Annotated in this window: 12 protein-coding genes and 1 pseudogene; 4 read left to right on the forward strand and 9 right to left on the reverse strand. The window is 67.1% G+C overall.

The features are described 5' to 3' along the window. Window positions 1–43: 43 nt before the first annotated feature. From HNP02_RS19750 to HNP02_RS19760, 3 genes are all read right to left on the reverse strand, one after another. Window positions 44–2,017 carry a S9 family peptidase gene (locus HNP02_RS19750; RefSeq protein WP_184441563.1) on the reverse strand — a complete coding sequence of 658 codons (1,974 nt, stop codon included), beginning with the start codon at window positions 2,015–2,017 and terminating at the stop codon, window positions 44–46. Further along, window positions 2,014–2,691: a hypothetical protein gene (locus HNP02_RS19755; RefSeq protein WP_184441565.1), complete on the reverse strand. Its 678-nt coding sequence runs from the start codon at window positions 2,689–2,691 to the stop codon at window positions 2,014–2,016. The genes HNP02_RS19750 and HNP02_RS19755 overlap by 4 nt, the downstream gene beginning before the upstream one ends. A 94-nt stretch (window positions 2,692–2,785) precedes the next feature. Next, entirely contained in the window at window positions 2,786–3,283 is a 498-nt protein-coding gene (locus HNP02_RS19760) for an MFS transporter (RefSeq protein WP_184441763.1), read from the reverse strand. Between the two features lie 120 nt (window positions 3,284–3,403). Between HNP02_RS19760 and HNP02_RS19765 the strand changes: the two genes are divergently transcribed. From HNP02_RS19765 to HNP02_RS19780, 4 genes are read left to right on the forward strand one after another with little or no spacing between them, the layout of a single operon-like run. Then, the gene (locus HNP02_RS19765) at window positions 3,404–3,802 is read left to right on the forward strand and encodes a helix-turn-helix domain-containing protein (RefSeq protein ID WP_184441567.1); all 399 of its coding nucleotides are present in this window, start codon (window positions 3,404–3,406) and stop codon (window positions 3,800–3,802) included. Continuing rightward, the gene (locus tag HNP02_RS19770; RefSeq protein ID WP_184441569.1) at window positions 3,799–4,326 is read left to right on the forward strand and encodes a PaaI family thioesterase; all 528 of its coding nucleotides are present in this window, start codon (window positions 3,799–3,801) and stop codon (window positions 4,324–4,326) included. The genes HNP02_RS19765 and HNP02_RS19770 overlap by 4 nt, the downstream gene beginning before the upstream one ends. A gap of 35 nt (window positions 4,327–4,361) precedes the next feature. Further along, window positions 4,362–5,519 (forward strand): FAD-dependent oxidoreductase, encoded by a 1,158-nt coding sequence (locus HNP02_RS19775; protein ID WP_184441570.1) that lies wholly within the window; start codon window positions 4,362–4,364, stop codon window positions 5,517–5,519. Next, window positions 5,516–6,142, forward strand: coding sequence for a VOC family protein (locus HNP02_RS19780; RefSeq protein WP_184441572.1), 627 nt, complete (start codon window positions 5,516–5,518; stop codon window positions 6,140–6,142). Before HNP02_RS19775 ends, HNP02_RS19780 begins: the two co-directional genes overlap by 4 nt. Here the strand turns inward: HNP02_RS19780 and HNP02_RS19785 are convergent. The 6 genes and pseudogenes from HNP02_RS19785 to HNP02_RS19810 all read right to left on the reverse strand — a co-directional run bounded on the left by HNP02_RS19785 (window position 6,108) and on the right by HNP02_RS19810 (window position 13,005). Next, window positions 6,108–6,623 (reverse strand): transglycosylase family protein, encoded by a 516-nt coding sequence (locus HNP02_RS19785; RefSeq protein WP_184441574.1) that lies wholly within the window; start codon window positions 6,621–6,623, stop codon window positions 6,108–6,110. The two genes, HNP02_RS19780 and HNP02_RS19785, sit on opposite strands and share 35 nt — an antisense overlap. 255 nt (window positions 6,624–6,878) lie before the next feature. Continuing rightward, window positions 6,879–7,112, reverse strand: a pseudogene (locus HNP02_RS19790) (transglycosylase family protein); the annotation flags it as partial. 1,134 nt (window positions 7,113–8,246) lie between these two features. Beyond that, a complete protein-coding gene (gene mobA / locus HNP02_RS19795) occupies window positions 8,247–8,822 on the reverse strand; it encodes a molybdenum cofactor guanylyltransferase (protein WP_184441578.1) in 576 nt (191 codons plus the stop codon). Between the two features lies 1 nt (window position 8,823). Beyond that, entirely contained in the window at window positions 8,824–9,906 is a 1,083-nt protein-coding gene (locus HNP02_RS19800; RefSeq protein ID WP_184441580.1) for a 2-oxoacid:ferredoxin oxidoreductase subunit beta, read from the reverse strand. Continuing rightward, window positions 9,903–11,834 carry a 2-oxoacid:acceptor oxidoreductase subunit alpha gene (locus tag HNP02_RS19805; RefSeq protein ID WP_184441582.1) on the reverse strand — a complete coding sequence of 644 codons (1,932 nt, stop codon included), beginning with the start codon at window positions 11,832–11,834 and terminating at the stop codon, window positions 9,903–9,905. Before HNP02_RS19805 ends, HNP02_RS19800 begins: the two co-directional genes overlap by 4 nt. 346 nt (window positions 11,835–12,180) lie before the next feature. Then, window positions 12,181–13,005: a PfkB family carbohydrate kinase gene (locus HNP02_RS19810; protein WP_184441765.1), complete on the reverse strand. Its 825-nt coding sequence runs from the start codon at window positions 13,003–13,005 to the stop codon at window positions 12,181–12,183. Between the last annotated feature and the right edge of the window lie 76 nt (window positions 13,006–13,081).

The following is a 13,081-nucleotide window of genomic DNA, read 5'->3' on the forward strand; positions in this document are numbered from 1 at the left end:
CAACCTACCGGTGGGTCGACACCGTGTGGTGATCCAATTCTGCTCAGCCGAGGATCTCCGGGGGCTTCGACTGCTGACCAAGAACGTGCCTGCCAAGGAACGCCGTGACCACTTGGTACCAGACCTTCGCGTGTTGTGGCGCAAGCACCCAGTGCCCCTCGGTCGGGAAGTAGAGATATTCGTGTGGACTGGTCCCGTCGTCTGCGGCGGGCAAGGCGGACTCGGTGAGCAGCTCGTACCACAGCCGCAGGCCCTCGCCGATCGGCACGCGGTAGTCCTTGTCGCCGTGGATCACCAGCATCGGCGTGCGGATCTCGCCGACGTGTCGGTGCGGGCTGTTCGCCTCGGCCATCTCGGTGGTCATCTCGCGAGCCCACCAGTACGCGCCGTCGGTGGTGTGCCCGAACTGGTCGAGCGCCCACAGGCTGGCGTGCGTGACGATGGCGTCGAACCGGTGGGTGTGGCCCGCGATCCAGTTGGCCATGTAACCGCCGAACGAGCCGCCCATCGCTGCCGTGCGGGTTCCGTCGACCCTGGGGTGTGCGCACGCCGCGTCGGTCGCGGCCATCAGATCGGTGTACGGAGCGAATCCCCATGCCCCCCAGCCCCGCTGGATGAAGTCCTGGCCGTAGCCCGTTGACAACGCCGGATCGGGCATCAGCACGGCGTATCCCTTGGCGGTCAGCAGCCACGGGTTCCAGCGCCAGTGCCAGGCGTTCCAGCTGCCCAGTGGGCCGCCGTGGATCCACAGCACCAGCGGCGCCGGGTCGTCCCCGTCGGGCAGCGTCAACCAGGACCGGACTGGGGTGCCGTCGGGTGCAGTAGCGGTCAACTCCGTGAGTTCGCCGGGCAGGCTGGGCAGCTCGACGCAGGGCAACGCCGTCACGGTTCCGTCGGGATCGATGCGCACGGGATGCGGGGGCGTCGCATAGCTGCTTCGTAGTGCGTAGAGCACGCCGCCCGGCGCGGCGGACACGTCGGTGTAGGTGAAGTCGTCGTCGGTGCGCCGGATGACCTCGGAGGTGCTGGGGTCGACGGTGAACACCGGGCGTCGGCCTGCCTCGTCGGCCGTGACCACCAGGGCGGTGCCGTCGGCGGACCACGAAACCGACGCGGGCCAACGGTCCCACCCGGTGGCGATCTCGACGAAGGGTTCGCCGAACCGCATGACACACAATGTGATTCGCGGCGCTTGGTGCGGCGTGGCCACGGTCTCGCGCGTGAACGCCACGGTGGCGCCGTCGGGCGAGATCGCCGGGAACTCGAGGTCGGCTCCGGGGTCCTCCGCGATGACGGCCCGCTCGCCGGTGCCGACGTCGATGCGCATCAGCGTGCTGCGAACGGACGCACCCGGTCCTGGTGCGTGCCAGGAGGTCACGACGAATCGGCCATCCCCGCTGACGTCGAGGTCCACGTCCTGCATGGACTGGCCGGGATGGGGGGTCAGGTCGCGCGTGTCCGATCCGTCGAGCAGGTGCGGCAGTCCCGGGCCGATGTCGTGGTCCCAGTGCCGCACCGGGTAGCCGGTGTGCAGCACCGCCGAGACCTTGGCGTCCTTGCGCAGTGCCCGTAACCGCTTGTCGTCGTCGACGCCGGTCGCCGACGGCAGCATGGTGGTGCCGACGAGCGTGACGTCGGCTTCCCTGGCGGCGTACACCGCGTCGACGCCGCCTGGCAGGTCGAGGACTTGGGTGGCCTCCCCGCCCGCGGCCGGAAGTCGCCACAGCGACGCGGGTGGTTTGTCGTCGTCATCGGTGGCGCGTGCCGCCACGAACAGCAGATCGTTACCCGCGGTGAACGCCGGCGCCGACTCGCCCTTGGCGCCGCGGGTCAAGCGCCAGGCCGGTCGCACGCCTGCGGGGTCGAGTTCCCAGACGGCGCTGATGAACTCCGTCCGCTTGTCGTTGAGTTCGGCGATCGTCGTCACGACGCGGGATCCGTCGGGGGACACCACCAGGCCGGATACCCGGGGCAGGGCGAGGAAGTCGTCGAGATCGTGAAACGGTGTCGGGGTCACGTCCCGTTGGTAGCACGAGTGAGCGCTCTGGTTCGAGCGGGTTTCGCCGCGAGCACGACGGCACCGGCGCCGACAAGGGTCAGCGCGGCGGATACCAGTACTGCGGCATTCCAGCCGGCTATCAGGTTGTCGCCGACCTGGGTGGCGGTCACGACGAACAACGTGATGCCGACCGCCGCGCCGAGACGTGCGGTTTTGTTGGCGCCGCTGCCCATCGCCGCGCGGTCGGCACCGACACTGGCCACCGCCTCACGGCCGAGCAGCGCATTGAGCAGTCCGGTCGCCACGCCTGCGATCACCATCGACGGCACCAGCCGCCACGGGCTGGATCCGGCGCCCAACCCGTAGCCCAGCAGTTGACCGAGGGCGACCACGATCAGCAGGACCGCGATGATTGCTGGCCCCTGCACCGACCGTCGAACTCGGGTCAGGAGCACCGACGTCGCCACGCTGGTACCCGACCATGCGATGACCAGAACCGCGACCGTCCACAATCCGGCGCCCAGCCCGACCTGGACCAGTGTCGGGACGAACGAGGCCGTGGCGGTGATACCTGCGCCGACGGCCATGGATCCGATCGCGGCGACCCGAAACCCGCGGTGCCGCAACAGTTCGGGTTCGATCGATGGATCGCGGATCCGGCGCTCGACCACGACGAATCCGGCCTGCGCCAACACGGCAGCCGCAGCGAGTACCGAGGTGACGGCGGCCCCGCGTCAGCGCGCAGACCATCAGGGTCATGGCGGTGGCGAACAGCACCAGACCCCCTCAATCGAGCCTGCGACGGTTCGCGGCCCGCGACTCGAGAACACGGGACACACTGGGCCACAACAGAATCAACGCCAGTCCGCCGACGGCCACGTAGGACTCTCGCCAGAGCGGCGTACCGAGCCCCGCCGACACCACCACGCCGAGCGAGATCCCAACGCCCACACTGGCTCCCCAGACCGCGGTGGCGTGGCCACGGCGTCGCGCTTGGGGAAAGTCGTTGGCCAGAATCGCCAGGCTGCAGGCCAGTATCGCCGCGCCGCCGAGACCCTCGAGGATGCGCGCGGCCACGAACACCACTGGCTCCCGTGCCGCGGCGCAGCCGAACGCACCGGCCGCGAGCATGGCGAGCCCCGCCAGGTACACGCGTCGCCTGCCGAAGTTGTCACCCAATACCCCCGCCGCCAGCAGGCCCGCGGCCCGCCCGACGGGCATGGAGCTGAGCAGCCAGGCCCGCGCCGCGGCGTCGGCCCCGAGATCGGCCGCGGTACGGGGCAGGGGTCGCCATCGGCGTCACGTCGGTGAGCAGGACGAGCGCGCCGTGCCCGCGGCGATGACGGCCAGTGACCGTGGTCTCTTTGGTTTGATATTCAAACTCACTCCTGGCACGCTAACACCATGACCTCAGTGCCGTTGGCCGGCCTACCCGGTCGGCCGTGCCCGATCGCGGCCGCCATGGAGGTCGTCGGCGAACGCTGGGCTCTGCTGGTCGTGCGGGAGATCGCACTGGGAGCCACCCGCTTCAGCGACATCGTCCGCGGCACCGGTGCCCCCCGCGACCGTATCGCCGCACGGCTCAAGACTTTGACCGCTGCAGGCGTCATCACCCGGGTGCCGTACCAAACCGCGCCGCAGCGCGACGAGTACCGCCTCACCGACTCCGGACGAGCCCTCATCCCCGTTCTCGACGCACTACTGGCCTGGGGCCAGGTTCACGCCGTCGCCCCCGACGATCCGCGCCGGCCGCGCCGGTATAGCGCCATCTCCGACCGCCTCGACGAAGGAAAGACAACGTGACTGCCGAACTGACCGAGACGCCCGAGGGCACCTGGGGTGAGCTGCGCTCGAAGGTCGTGTCCTGGCACGATCCCGCACCCACCACCGCGAGAGGCCTCGCGATGGCTGGCGTCGACTACCTGCGCGCGATGCTCGACGGGGTTCTGCCGCCGCCACCGATCTCGGGCCTGATGGAGTTCACGATGGTCTCCGCCGATCCCGGCAAGGTGATCTTCACCTGCCGGCCCGACGAGTCGGCGTACAACCCGATCGGGGTCATCCACGGCGGCCTGATCTGCACGCTGCTGGACTCGGTGGCCGGTTGCGCGCTGCACAGCACGCTGCCGCGGGGCAAGGGTTACACCTCGATCGAGATCAAGGTGAACTACCTGCGGACAGTTCGCCTGACCAGCGGCCTGCTCACCGCGACGGGCACCGTGGTCAAGTCCGGGTCGCGGGTTGGCTTCACCGAGGGTGTGGTGACAGATCCCGACGGCGCGGTGATCGCGACGGCCACCAGCACCCTGCTCGTGTTCGACCTCTGACACGAGCGGCCACATCGCCGCGCTAGTTTTCTTCGGTGACGAACGACATCGTGGTGGTCGGCGCCGGCATCGCGGGGCTGGCAACGGCGGTCGCACTGCAACGGCACGGCCACCGGGTCACCATCCTCGAGGAACGGGCCGACACCGCGTCGGGGGCGGGGATCAGCATCTGGCCCAACGCCTTGGCCGCCCTCGACGAGATCGGCCTTGGCGACGCCGTCCGCGCGGCGGGTGGCCGGGTGTCCGCAGGCGCGATGCGCTGGCATGACGGGTCGTGGCTGCGTCATCCGTCCCCTGAACGCATCGTCCACGCACTCGGCGAGCCGCTGGTGGTGGTCCGGCGCACGGTACTGATGGGTCTGCTGGCCGACGCGCTGGCCGCAGGCACCATCGAAACCGGGCGTGCAGCAACCGAACTCGTCGCCACCGCCGACGGAGTACGGATCACGTTGGCCGACGGCACGACTCGCGAGGCGGACGGTGTGGTCGGCGCGGACGGCGTCGGTTCCATGGTGGCGCGCCATCTCAACGGCGCGATGGCCCGCCGCTATGCCGGCTACACGGCGTGGCGCGGCGTCGCCGTCTACTCCCTCGACCCCGAGCTGGCCGGTGAAACCATGGGCACGGGAACGGAATTCGGCCACGTCCCGCTCGGAGGCGAACACACCTACTGGTTCGCCACCGAGCGCAGCCGGGAGGGTGGAAAAGCTCCTGGAGGCGAACTCGCGTACCTGCAGTCGAAGTACGGCGCCTGGGCCGACCCGATCCCCGCGTTGTTGGCGACCACCGACCCGAATGACCTACTGCGCAACGACCTCTACGACCGCGCCGACGCTCGGCAGTGGGCGCGCGGTTCCGTCGTCCTCGTCGGTGACGCCGCCCATCCGATGCGACCTCATCTCGGCCAGGGCGGCTGCCAGGGACTCGAGGACGCGGCGATCCTGGCGCACTGCATCGAGCACGCCGACGGCCTGCCTACCGCGTTCGCACGATTCGCCGCCGTCCGGCGGCCGCGAGTGAGCCCCCTGGTCAGGGAATCCAGGCTGATCGGCGAGATCGTGAACGTGCGGCCCGCGTTCATCGGCGCCGCCATGATGCGTGCCTCCGCAGTGATGCCGGAGGCGCTGCTCACCCGGCACCTCGCGTCGATCGCGTCCCGGTCGGCGTTCGCACTCCCGGCGGACGACCTGTGACCGTTCAGCTCGGACCGCTGCTGGTCGAGGCCGAGGACCCGGCGGCGGTGACACGGTTCTGGGAGGCCGCGCTCGGCGAGGCGGCGTGCCGTCGATATCTCGTCATCCGGCCGCAGCGGACAGCCAAGGTGGTGAAGAACCGCGTCCACGTCGACGTCTACGTCCACGACGTGGCATCCCTGCTGGCCCTGGGCGCCCGGGTGCTGGACGAGTACCTGCCGGAACGGCGAGTCACCCTCGCCGACGTCGAGGGCAACGAGTTCTGTGCGTTCATCGAGCCGGATGCCGACTCGGGCCCGCCTGCCCGCGTGTTCGCGGTCTGCACCGACAGCGACCGTCCTGAGGAGCTCGCGGCCTGGTGGGCTGCGCTGCTCGGGGCGGAGATCGGTCCTGGGACCGATGGCACGATGCGGTGGCTTTACGAATCGGCGGGGCGCCCAGAGCTGATCTGGAAGTTCGTGCGTGTTCGCGACGAGCGGGTGGTGCCCAACCGGTGGCAGTGGAGCGTCACAGCAGGCTTCGACGAGCTGGTCGGTGCCGGTGCCTCGGCCGCTGGCGACCTTCTCGTCGATCCCGATGGCAACGAGGTCAGCGCACCTGACCCAGTGACGTCAGCGGGCTGAGCAGCGCGGAGCACATCTGCCGCGGGTTGATGAAGCCGAGCAGTCCCGAGGTGGGCATGGCCTCGCAGCCGGTGGCGGCGGGGGCCTGGGCCGTCGACGTCGACGTGGTCCACAGCGCGGGTGTACCGCCGACCGCACTGCACTTGGGCCATGCCTTGGGGCCCTGGCTGGCCAGGACGTTCTCGGCGACGCGGATCTGCTCCTCACGCGAAGCGTTCACGGGCGAGCCGAAGCCGCCGTTGGAGGACCAGGTGGCCGGCTTGAACTGCAGCCCGCCGTAGGCCCCGTTCCCGGTGTTGGCGGCCCAGTTGCCGCCCGATTCGCACTGGGCGACGGCGTCCCAGTTCATGCTGTCGGCGTGGGCAGTGCCCGTGGTCAGCGCGGTGGAGAGGGTCAACGCGGCGACGGCGAACGCACCAGTGACCAGGACCAGCTTCAGTGCGTTGGTCACTGTCTTGCGAAATGCGAATCGAATGTTCATCTGTGCGGTCCTTCCCCGACCGTTTGACACGAGGACCGTTTGCAAGATTTGTGTGTTCCCACAACGCGGTCATCCAGTACTTCGTGTGAGGGATTTCACGCGTTACAGAAGAGACTGAAGTTCTTTATCGGGGCGTGATGTGTTGGAGGGGGCCGTGGTGTAGATGAGGTGGTTTAAATGAGAACGGTGCCGGGCATATCGCCCGGCACCGTCGTCAAAGCTGTCGCGATCGAATTCCGCGATGTCTACCAGGGCTTAGCCCCGCCGGCCGCAGACCGGCCAGGCACGGATGCCCTGGGTCTTCAGGACGTTGTTGGCAACCCGGATCTGCTCTTCACGGCTGGCCTGGTGGGGCGAGCCCGAGCCACCATTGGCGCGCCAGGTACCCATGGTGAACTGCAGACCGCCGTAGTAGCCGTTACCGGTGGCGGTGTGCCAGTTGCCGCCGGACTCGCAGGCTGCGACGGCGTCCCAGTTCACCCCGTCCGCATTCGCGGTACCGGCGCCCAGCGCCATCGGAGCCACGAGGAGCGCCCCGGCGAAGGTGGCCAGCCCAAACGTCTTGCGGATGTTCTTCAACTTCGATCCTCTCGCCAAGCGCGCGCCAAAGACGCCCGCAATGACGCGGACGAAATGCCGGGATTCCAGGCGGCAGGGATGGGTCGCGCCGTCTCGGTCGGGCACGACAGCGGGGAGGGCAGATCCGCCTCGCCGGGCATTCCGCCCGGCCGCCGCGAAGGCCGTAGTGGCCTGCCGCAGCCCCGCTCACACGCAGGTTCTTGGTTTTGAAATTATTTGCTCCATTTGGAGACTTAGGGACCGTACAAATCTTTTGGCGCAAAGTCATGTTTGGTCGGACGCGTGTCGCGGGTACATCACGGGCAGATCACGGTGTGGCCTAACAATCGTCCGTGCAGGTAAGACGCCGCTTTTACGAGAATCGGAAATCGCACGTCGGACAGGTTTTGGTGAGACAGATCACTAGGAATTTGTGAGCCGGCGCACAGTCGGTGGCGTCACACCAGCAACAATGGTCACCGCGACGCGCCAAAAGGCGTTGCACCAGTACCGATCCGCCAGGAAGTGCGGTTTTGATTCGCTGCCTGGCCCCGTTCACCCCGAGTTAGACAGATATGTGAATGCCGCTGCCCTGCAAAGTATTTGACCACGGATACCCGATCCAACGCCCGTAGCCACCGCGCCAAACACCAGTCGTGGCGATCATGAACACGGTCACCAATATCCTTGTTCTGCAATAGCTTTCGCGACACGTGTGGTGATCTGCAGTGGTATCTCAGCGCCGGACCTCGGCGACCGCTGTCGCAGCGACGTCGCGCGGGCCGCCACCAGGACCTCGCCCCCAATGACCTCGGTCTATACACCGCGGATTCGGCTGATCCGTAAAATTCCCGAATTGCCCAACTTTCCCGGTGGCATCGAGATCCGTTACGCCGTAGCAGGTTTGATGCCCAGCGCCATCGTATCCGCCCCTAGGTGCTAAACGGCTGACGAGCAATTACGTCGTCAATAACAGACCACACTTGCCACAAAGAATGTTAGTTAGATGGTCACACGACTTAATTGCGCAGATTGGCGTCCGAATTCCAAATTTGCTGACTGAATTCAGACGAGATCTGCGACGGTGTTGACGTTGGTCAGCGCCCGCTGTTCGGACATCACGACCCGCTGGGTGTCGACGACATCGACCAGCGCACGCATGCTTCGCTCCCCCGCTGCCACCAATGCGTCGGCGCGGTCGGCCAGCCCCGTGCGGTAGACCCCGGCGAGGTAGTGGTCACGACCGTCCCATGGCAGCACCACGTCCGCACCGAGCCGTACCGCGGGACCGACGAGTTCGTCGATCAGCTCGACGGTCAGGTAGGGCATGTCGACGGCACTCACGAAGGCCAGGTCAAGACCGGCGTCGGCGGCCGCGCGAAGGCCCCGAGCAGTGGCCAACAACGGGCCAACGCCACGGACGTCGTCGCGCAGCACCTCGGCATTCAGGCCGGGCGGCAGTGGTTGGCCGGGTGCGGCCACCACGAAGACCGGGGAGCAGCGTTCGCCGAGAATCGCCACGGCGCGCTCGACGAACGTCGTCTCACCCGCGGGTCCGGAGAAGCTCAGGGTTGCCTTGTCGCGGCCCATGCGGCGCGATGCCCCGCCGGCCAGGATGACTGCGGCCAACGGGGTCGTCACGTTATTCGACGGTCCAGGTGTCTTTTCCACGGAGCAAGGATTGCAGAGCCGCCGTGTCGTGGGGCTTGGAATCCCTTGCAGAGGTGACCTGATCGCGCGCCATCTCGTCGTACGTCGGGCGGATCACCTGACGGAAGATTCCCATCACGGTGTGCTCGAGGTTCTGCTCCGAGATGCGCGACAGTGCGAACGCGTAGGCCGGATCGTCGACGTGGGCGTTGTGCACCACGATGTCGTCGGCAGCGGTGTCCGCCGTCTTGGCGACCTCGAGCCCGAAACCGGACTTCACCACGCAGTACTCACCGTTGGCGCCGAACGTGATCGGTTGGCCGTGAGCCACGTTGATCAGCCGCTCCTCGGCGCCTTCCTTGCGGAGCGCGTCGAACGAGCCGTCGTTGAAGATCGGGCAGTCCTGCAGGATCTCGACCAGCGCAGCGCCACGATGCGAGGCCGCCGCACGCAGCACCTCGGTGAGGCCCTTGCGGTCCGAGTCGAGTGCCCGGCCGACGAAGGTGGCCTCGGCGCCCAACGCCAGCGACACCGGGTTGAACGGGTAGTCCAGCGAGCCCATCGGGGTCGACTTGGTGACCTTGCCGACCTCGGAGGTCGGCGAGTACTGCCCCTTGGTGAGTCCGTAGATGCGGTTGTTGAACAGCAGGATCGTGAGGTTCATGTTGCGGCGCAGCGCATGGATCAAGTGGTTGCCGCCGATGGACAGCGCGTCGCCGTCACCGGTCACCACCCAAACCGACAGATCCTCGCGAGCCAGCGCCAGGCCGGTGGCGACGGTCGGCGCGCGACCGTGGATCGAGTGGAAGCCGTAGGTCTCGAGGTAGTACGGGAACCGGCTGGAGCAGCCGATGCCGCTGACGAAGACCATGTTCTCGCGACGCAGGCCCAACTCCGGCAGGAAGTTGCGGATGGTGTTGAGGATGACGTAGTCACCGCAGCCGGGGCACCAACGCACCTCTTGGTCGCTGGTGAAGTCCTTGGCCTTCTGCGGCTCGTCGGTGGTCGGCACCGCGCTGGTCTTCGTCAAACCAACGGAGGTGAGCCCAAGGTCGGCCCCGATCAGATCAGTCATGCATCAACTCCCACACCAGTATCCACCGTGGCTGCTGCCAGCCGCGCGAACTTGGCCTTGTCAGTTTCCGTTTCGGCGAGTGTTCCGTCCAGCGCGGCATCGATGATGCCCTCGACTTCGTCGGCCAGGAACGCCATGCCCTCGACCTTGGTGACCGACTGGATGTCGACCAGGTACTTGCCGCGCAAGAGCATCGCCAGCTGGCCCAGGTTCATCTCTGGAAGGACGACCTTCTGGTAGCGGTTGAGCACCTCGCCGAGGTTCGCGGGGAACGGGTTGAGGTGGCGAACGTGCGCGTGGGCCACCTTGATGCCCTTGCGCCGGGCGCGTCGGCACGCCTCGCCGATCGGGCCGTACGAGCTGCCCCAGCCGACCAGGAGGAGTTCGGCGTCGCCCGTCGGGTCGTCGACCTCGAGGTCGGGCACCGTGACGCCGTCGATCTTGGCCTGGCGCAGTCGCACCATGAGGTCGTGGTTCTTGGGCTCGTAGGAGATGTTGCCCGAGCCGTTGGCAGCCTCGAGGCCGCCGATCCGGTGCTCCAAACCGGGAGTCCCTGGGATCGCGAACTGCCGGGCCAGGGTTTCCGGGTTGCGGGCGTACGGCTGGAAGGGCTCACCGGTTTTGGCGAAGGTGTGCTCGATGGGCGCGTACCGACTCACGTCGGGGATGCGCCAGGGCTCCGAACCGTTGGCGATCGCGCCGTCGGACAAGATGATCACCGGGGTGTGGTACGTCACCGCGATCCGCGCGGCCTCGACGGCGACGTCGAAGCAGTCCGACGGGGTTGCCGGCGCGAGCACGACGACCGGCGATTCACCGTTGCGGCCGTAGAGCACCTGAAGCAGATCGGCCTGTTCGGTCTTGGTGGGCAGACCGGTCGACGGACCACCACGCTGCACGTCGATGATGATCAGCGGGAGTTCGGTCATCACGGCCAGGCCGATGGCCTCGGATTTCAGCGAGATGCCCGGGCCAGAGGTGCTGGTGATGCCGAGCGCGCCGCCGTAGGAGGCCCCGATGGCGGCGCCGATGCCCGCGATCTCGTCCTCGGCCTGGAAGGTCAGCACGTTGAAGTGCTTGTACTTGGAGAGCTCGTGCAGGATGTCCGACGCGGGCGTGATGGGGTAGCTGCCCAGTACGACTTGCGTGTTGGCGAGTTGCCCCGCCGTCACCAGCCCGTAGGCCAGTGCCGTGTTGCCGGAGATCTGCCGGTAGTCGCCCGACTTCAGCTTGGCGGGGCCCACCTCGTAGGTGACGGCGAACGCCTCGGTGGTCTCGCCGTAGTTCCAACCGGCCTTGAGCGCCAGCACGTTGGCTTCGGCGATCTCTGGCTTCCGGGCGAACTTCTCCCGGATGAAGGCCTCACTGGCCTCGAGCTCGCGGCCGTACATCCACGACAGCAGCCCCAGCGCGAACATGTTCTTGGCGCGCTGGCCGTCCTTCTTGGTCGCGCCGATGGGCTCGACGGCGCCCAGCGTCAGCGTGGTCATCGCCACGGCTTGAACGACGTAGTCGGAGAGCTCGTCGTTCTCCAGTGGGTTGGCCTCGTAGCCGACCTTGGCGAGGTTGCGCTTGGTGAACTCGTCGGCGTTCGCGATGATCAGGCCGCCGCGCGGCAGATCCTCCACGTTGGCCTTGAGCGCCGCGGGGTTCATCGCGACGAGAACGTCGGGCCGGTCGCCTGCGGTGAGGATGTCGTAGTCGGCGATCTGGATCTGGAACGAGGAGACGCCGGGCAGCGTGCCCTGTGGTGCCCGGATCTCGGCGGGGTAATTCGGTTGCGTCGCAAGGTCATTGCCGAACAGCGCGGCTTCGGAGGTGAACCGGTCACCCGTCAGCTGCATGCCGTCGCCGGAGTCACCGGCAAAGCGGATGACGACCTTTTCGAGCTTCTGACGCGAGGAGGTACCGTTGCCGTTTTGGCCCACGACCCCTACCTTTCAAGCTTGTCGGGCTGCGCCTGTTCGAGTCGCAATCGAGGCCGGCTGTGGCACGATGCGCCTTCGGTATGACGTCCACCCGTTTTTTGTCTGTCACTGGCAGTACCGATTATTGCACTTCTCTTAGGCAGCACCCGACTGGACCCGCCGGTTACCTACCGGTAAATCTATGTGAAGCTCGCAGGTCAACTGCATGAACTCGAACGGTGGATCTGCCGAATTGTGGTCTTCGTCACTTTTCGAGAATGTCGTTCTCTAAGGATTCGGTTACCGACGAGTAGCTCGGGCCGACAGAACTTGACACGTGTCGAGTCGCAGCCAGTCGAACCTGCGGCTACACCATTTCGTGGGAGCCGGCCTTCAGGCGCCTGTCGAGTTCGCGGGCGACCAGTTCGCTCGCCAGTTCCACCGACCTGCGTGGATCAGCGCCCGCGGCGCGATTGGCTACGTAGCACGACGTGAACATGTCGCCGGCACCCGTCGTCTGCACGCCCTCGACGCGCCATGCGGCAGGCACGCGGACGACGGTGTCGTCGGTGTAGATGTCACATCCCTCGGATCCGTAGGTGACGAGGATTTCGGGAACGCCGAGTCGTTTGGCCGTCGACTCGTCGAACGCGCCGTCGGCAACGATGACCGCTTCGTCCTCGGCGAGCTTGAGGACACTGAGGTGGCAGAGCAGTTCGGGCGGATAGTGGCGGTCGACGACGAGCGGTCCCAGCCGATCGGCGCGAACGAGGCCTTGTCCGTCGTAGGCGACCCGATGGCCTCGTTCGGCGAGCAAGGCCAAGGTGCTCGCCGGGAAGTCCGTGCGCAGCAGCGGTGCGAGGTGCACCCACGTCGTGTCGGGATCGGCGGCTTCGATCTCCGACCGGCCCCATACGGGACCTATCGCGTCGACCGACATCTGGCGGTGATCCACGTCTTCGTAGTCGAGGCGGAACGCGCTCGTCCGGTCTGCGGGCAGGATCCGGACGATCGAGCCGAAGCGAACGAGCAGCGACTCGAACAGGGCATGGTCCGCTTCGGCGGCCAGCGCAACGATGTGGCCGTGTCCGCCTGCGGCCTGCAAGGCGACTCCGGAGAACGAGGCGCAGCCGCCAGGACTCTTCGGCGCGCCGTTGATGACGTCGATCGCCAAGTTGCCCAGCACGGTCACGCCAGGGGCGAGCTTGACGCGATGTCGCGGCACCGATCGGTCTCCTGGGTGTTGGTCGGCGCTCTCGTCGTCGCCA

The sequence above is a fragment of the Mycobacterium sp. AZCC_0083 genome (genome assembly GCF_014202335.1).
GTDB lineage: Bacteria > Actinomycetota > Actinomycetes > Mycobacteriales > Mycobacteriaceae > Mycobacterium.

Bases quoted from the DNA above. Each gene is read 5' to 3' on its own strand.
- HNP02_RS19800 (WP_184441580.1), bottom strand. From the start codon at position 9,906: ATGACTGATCTGATCGGGGCCGACCTTGGGCTCACCTCCGTTGGTTTG.
- HNP02_RS19785 (WP_184441574.1), bottom strand. From the start codon at position 6,623: ATGAACATTCGATTCGCATTTCGCAAGACAGTGACCAACGCACTGAAG.
- HNP02_RS19765 (WP_184441567.1), top strand. From the start codon at position 3,404: ATGACCTCAGTGCCGTTGGCCGGCCTACCCGGTCGGCCGTGCCCGATC.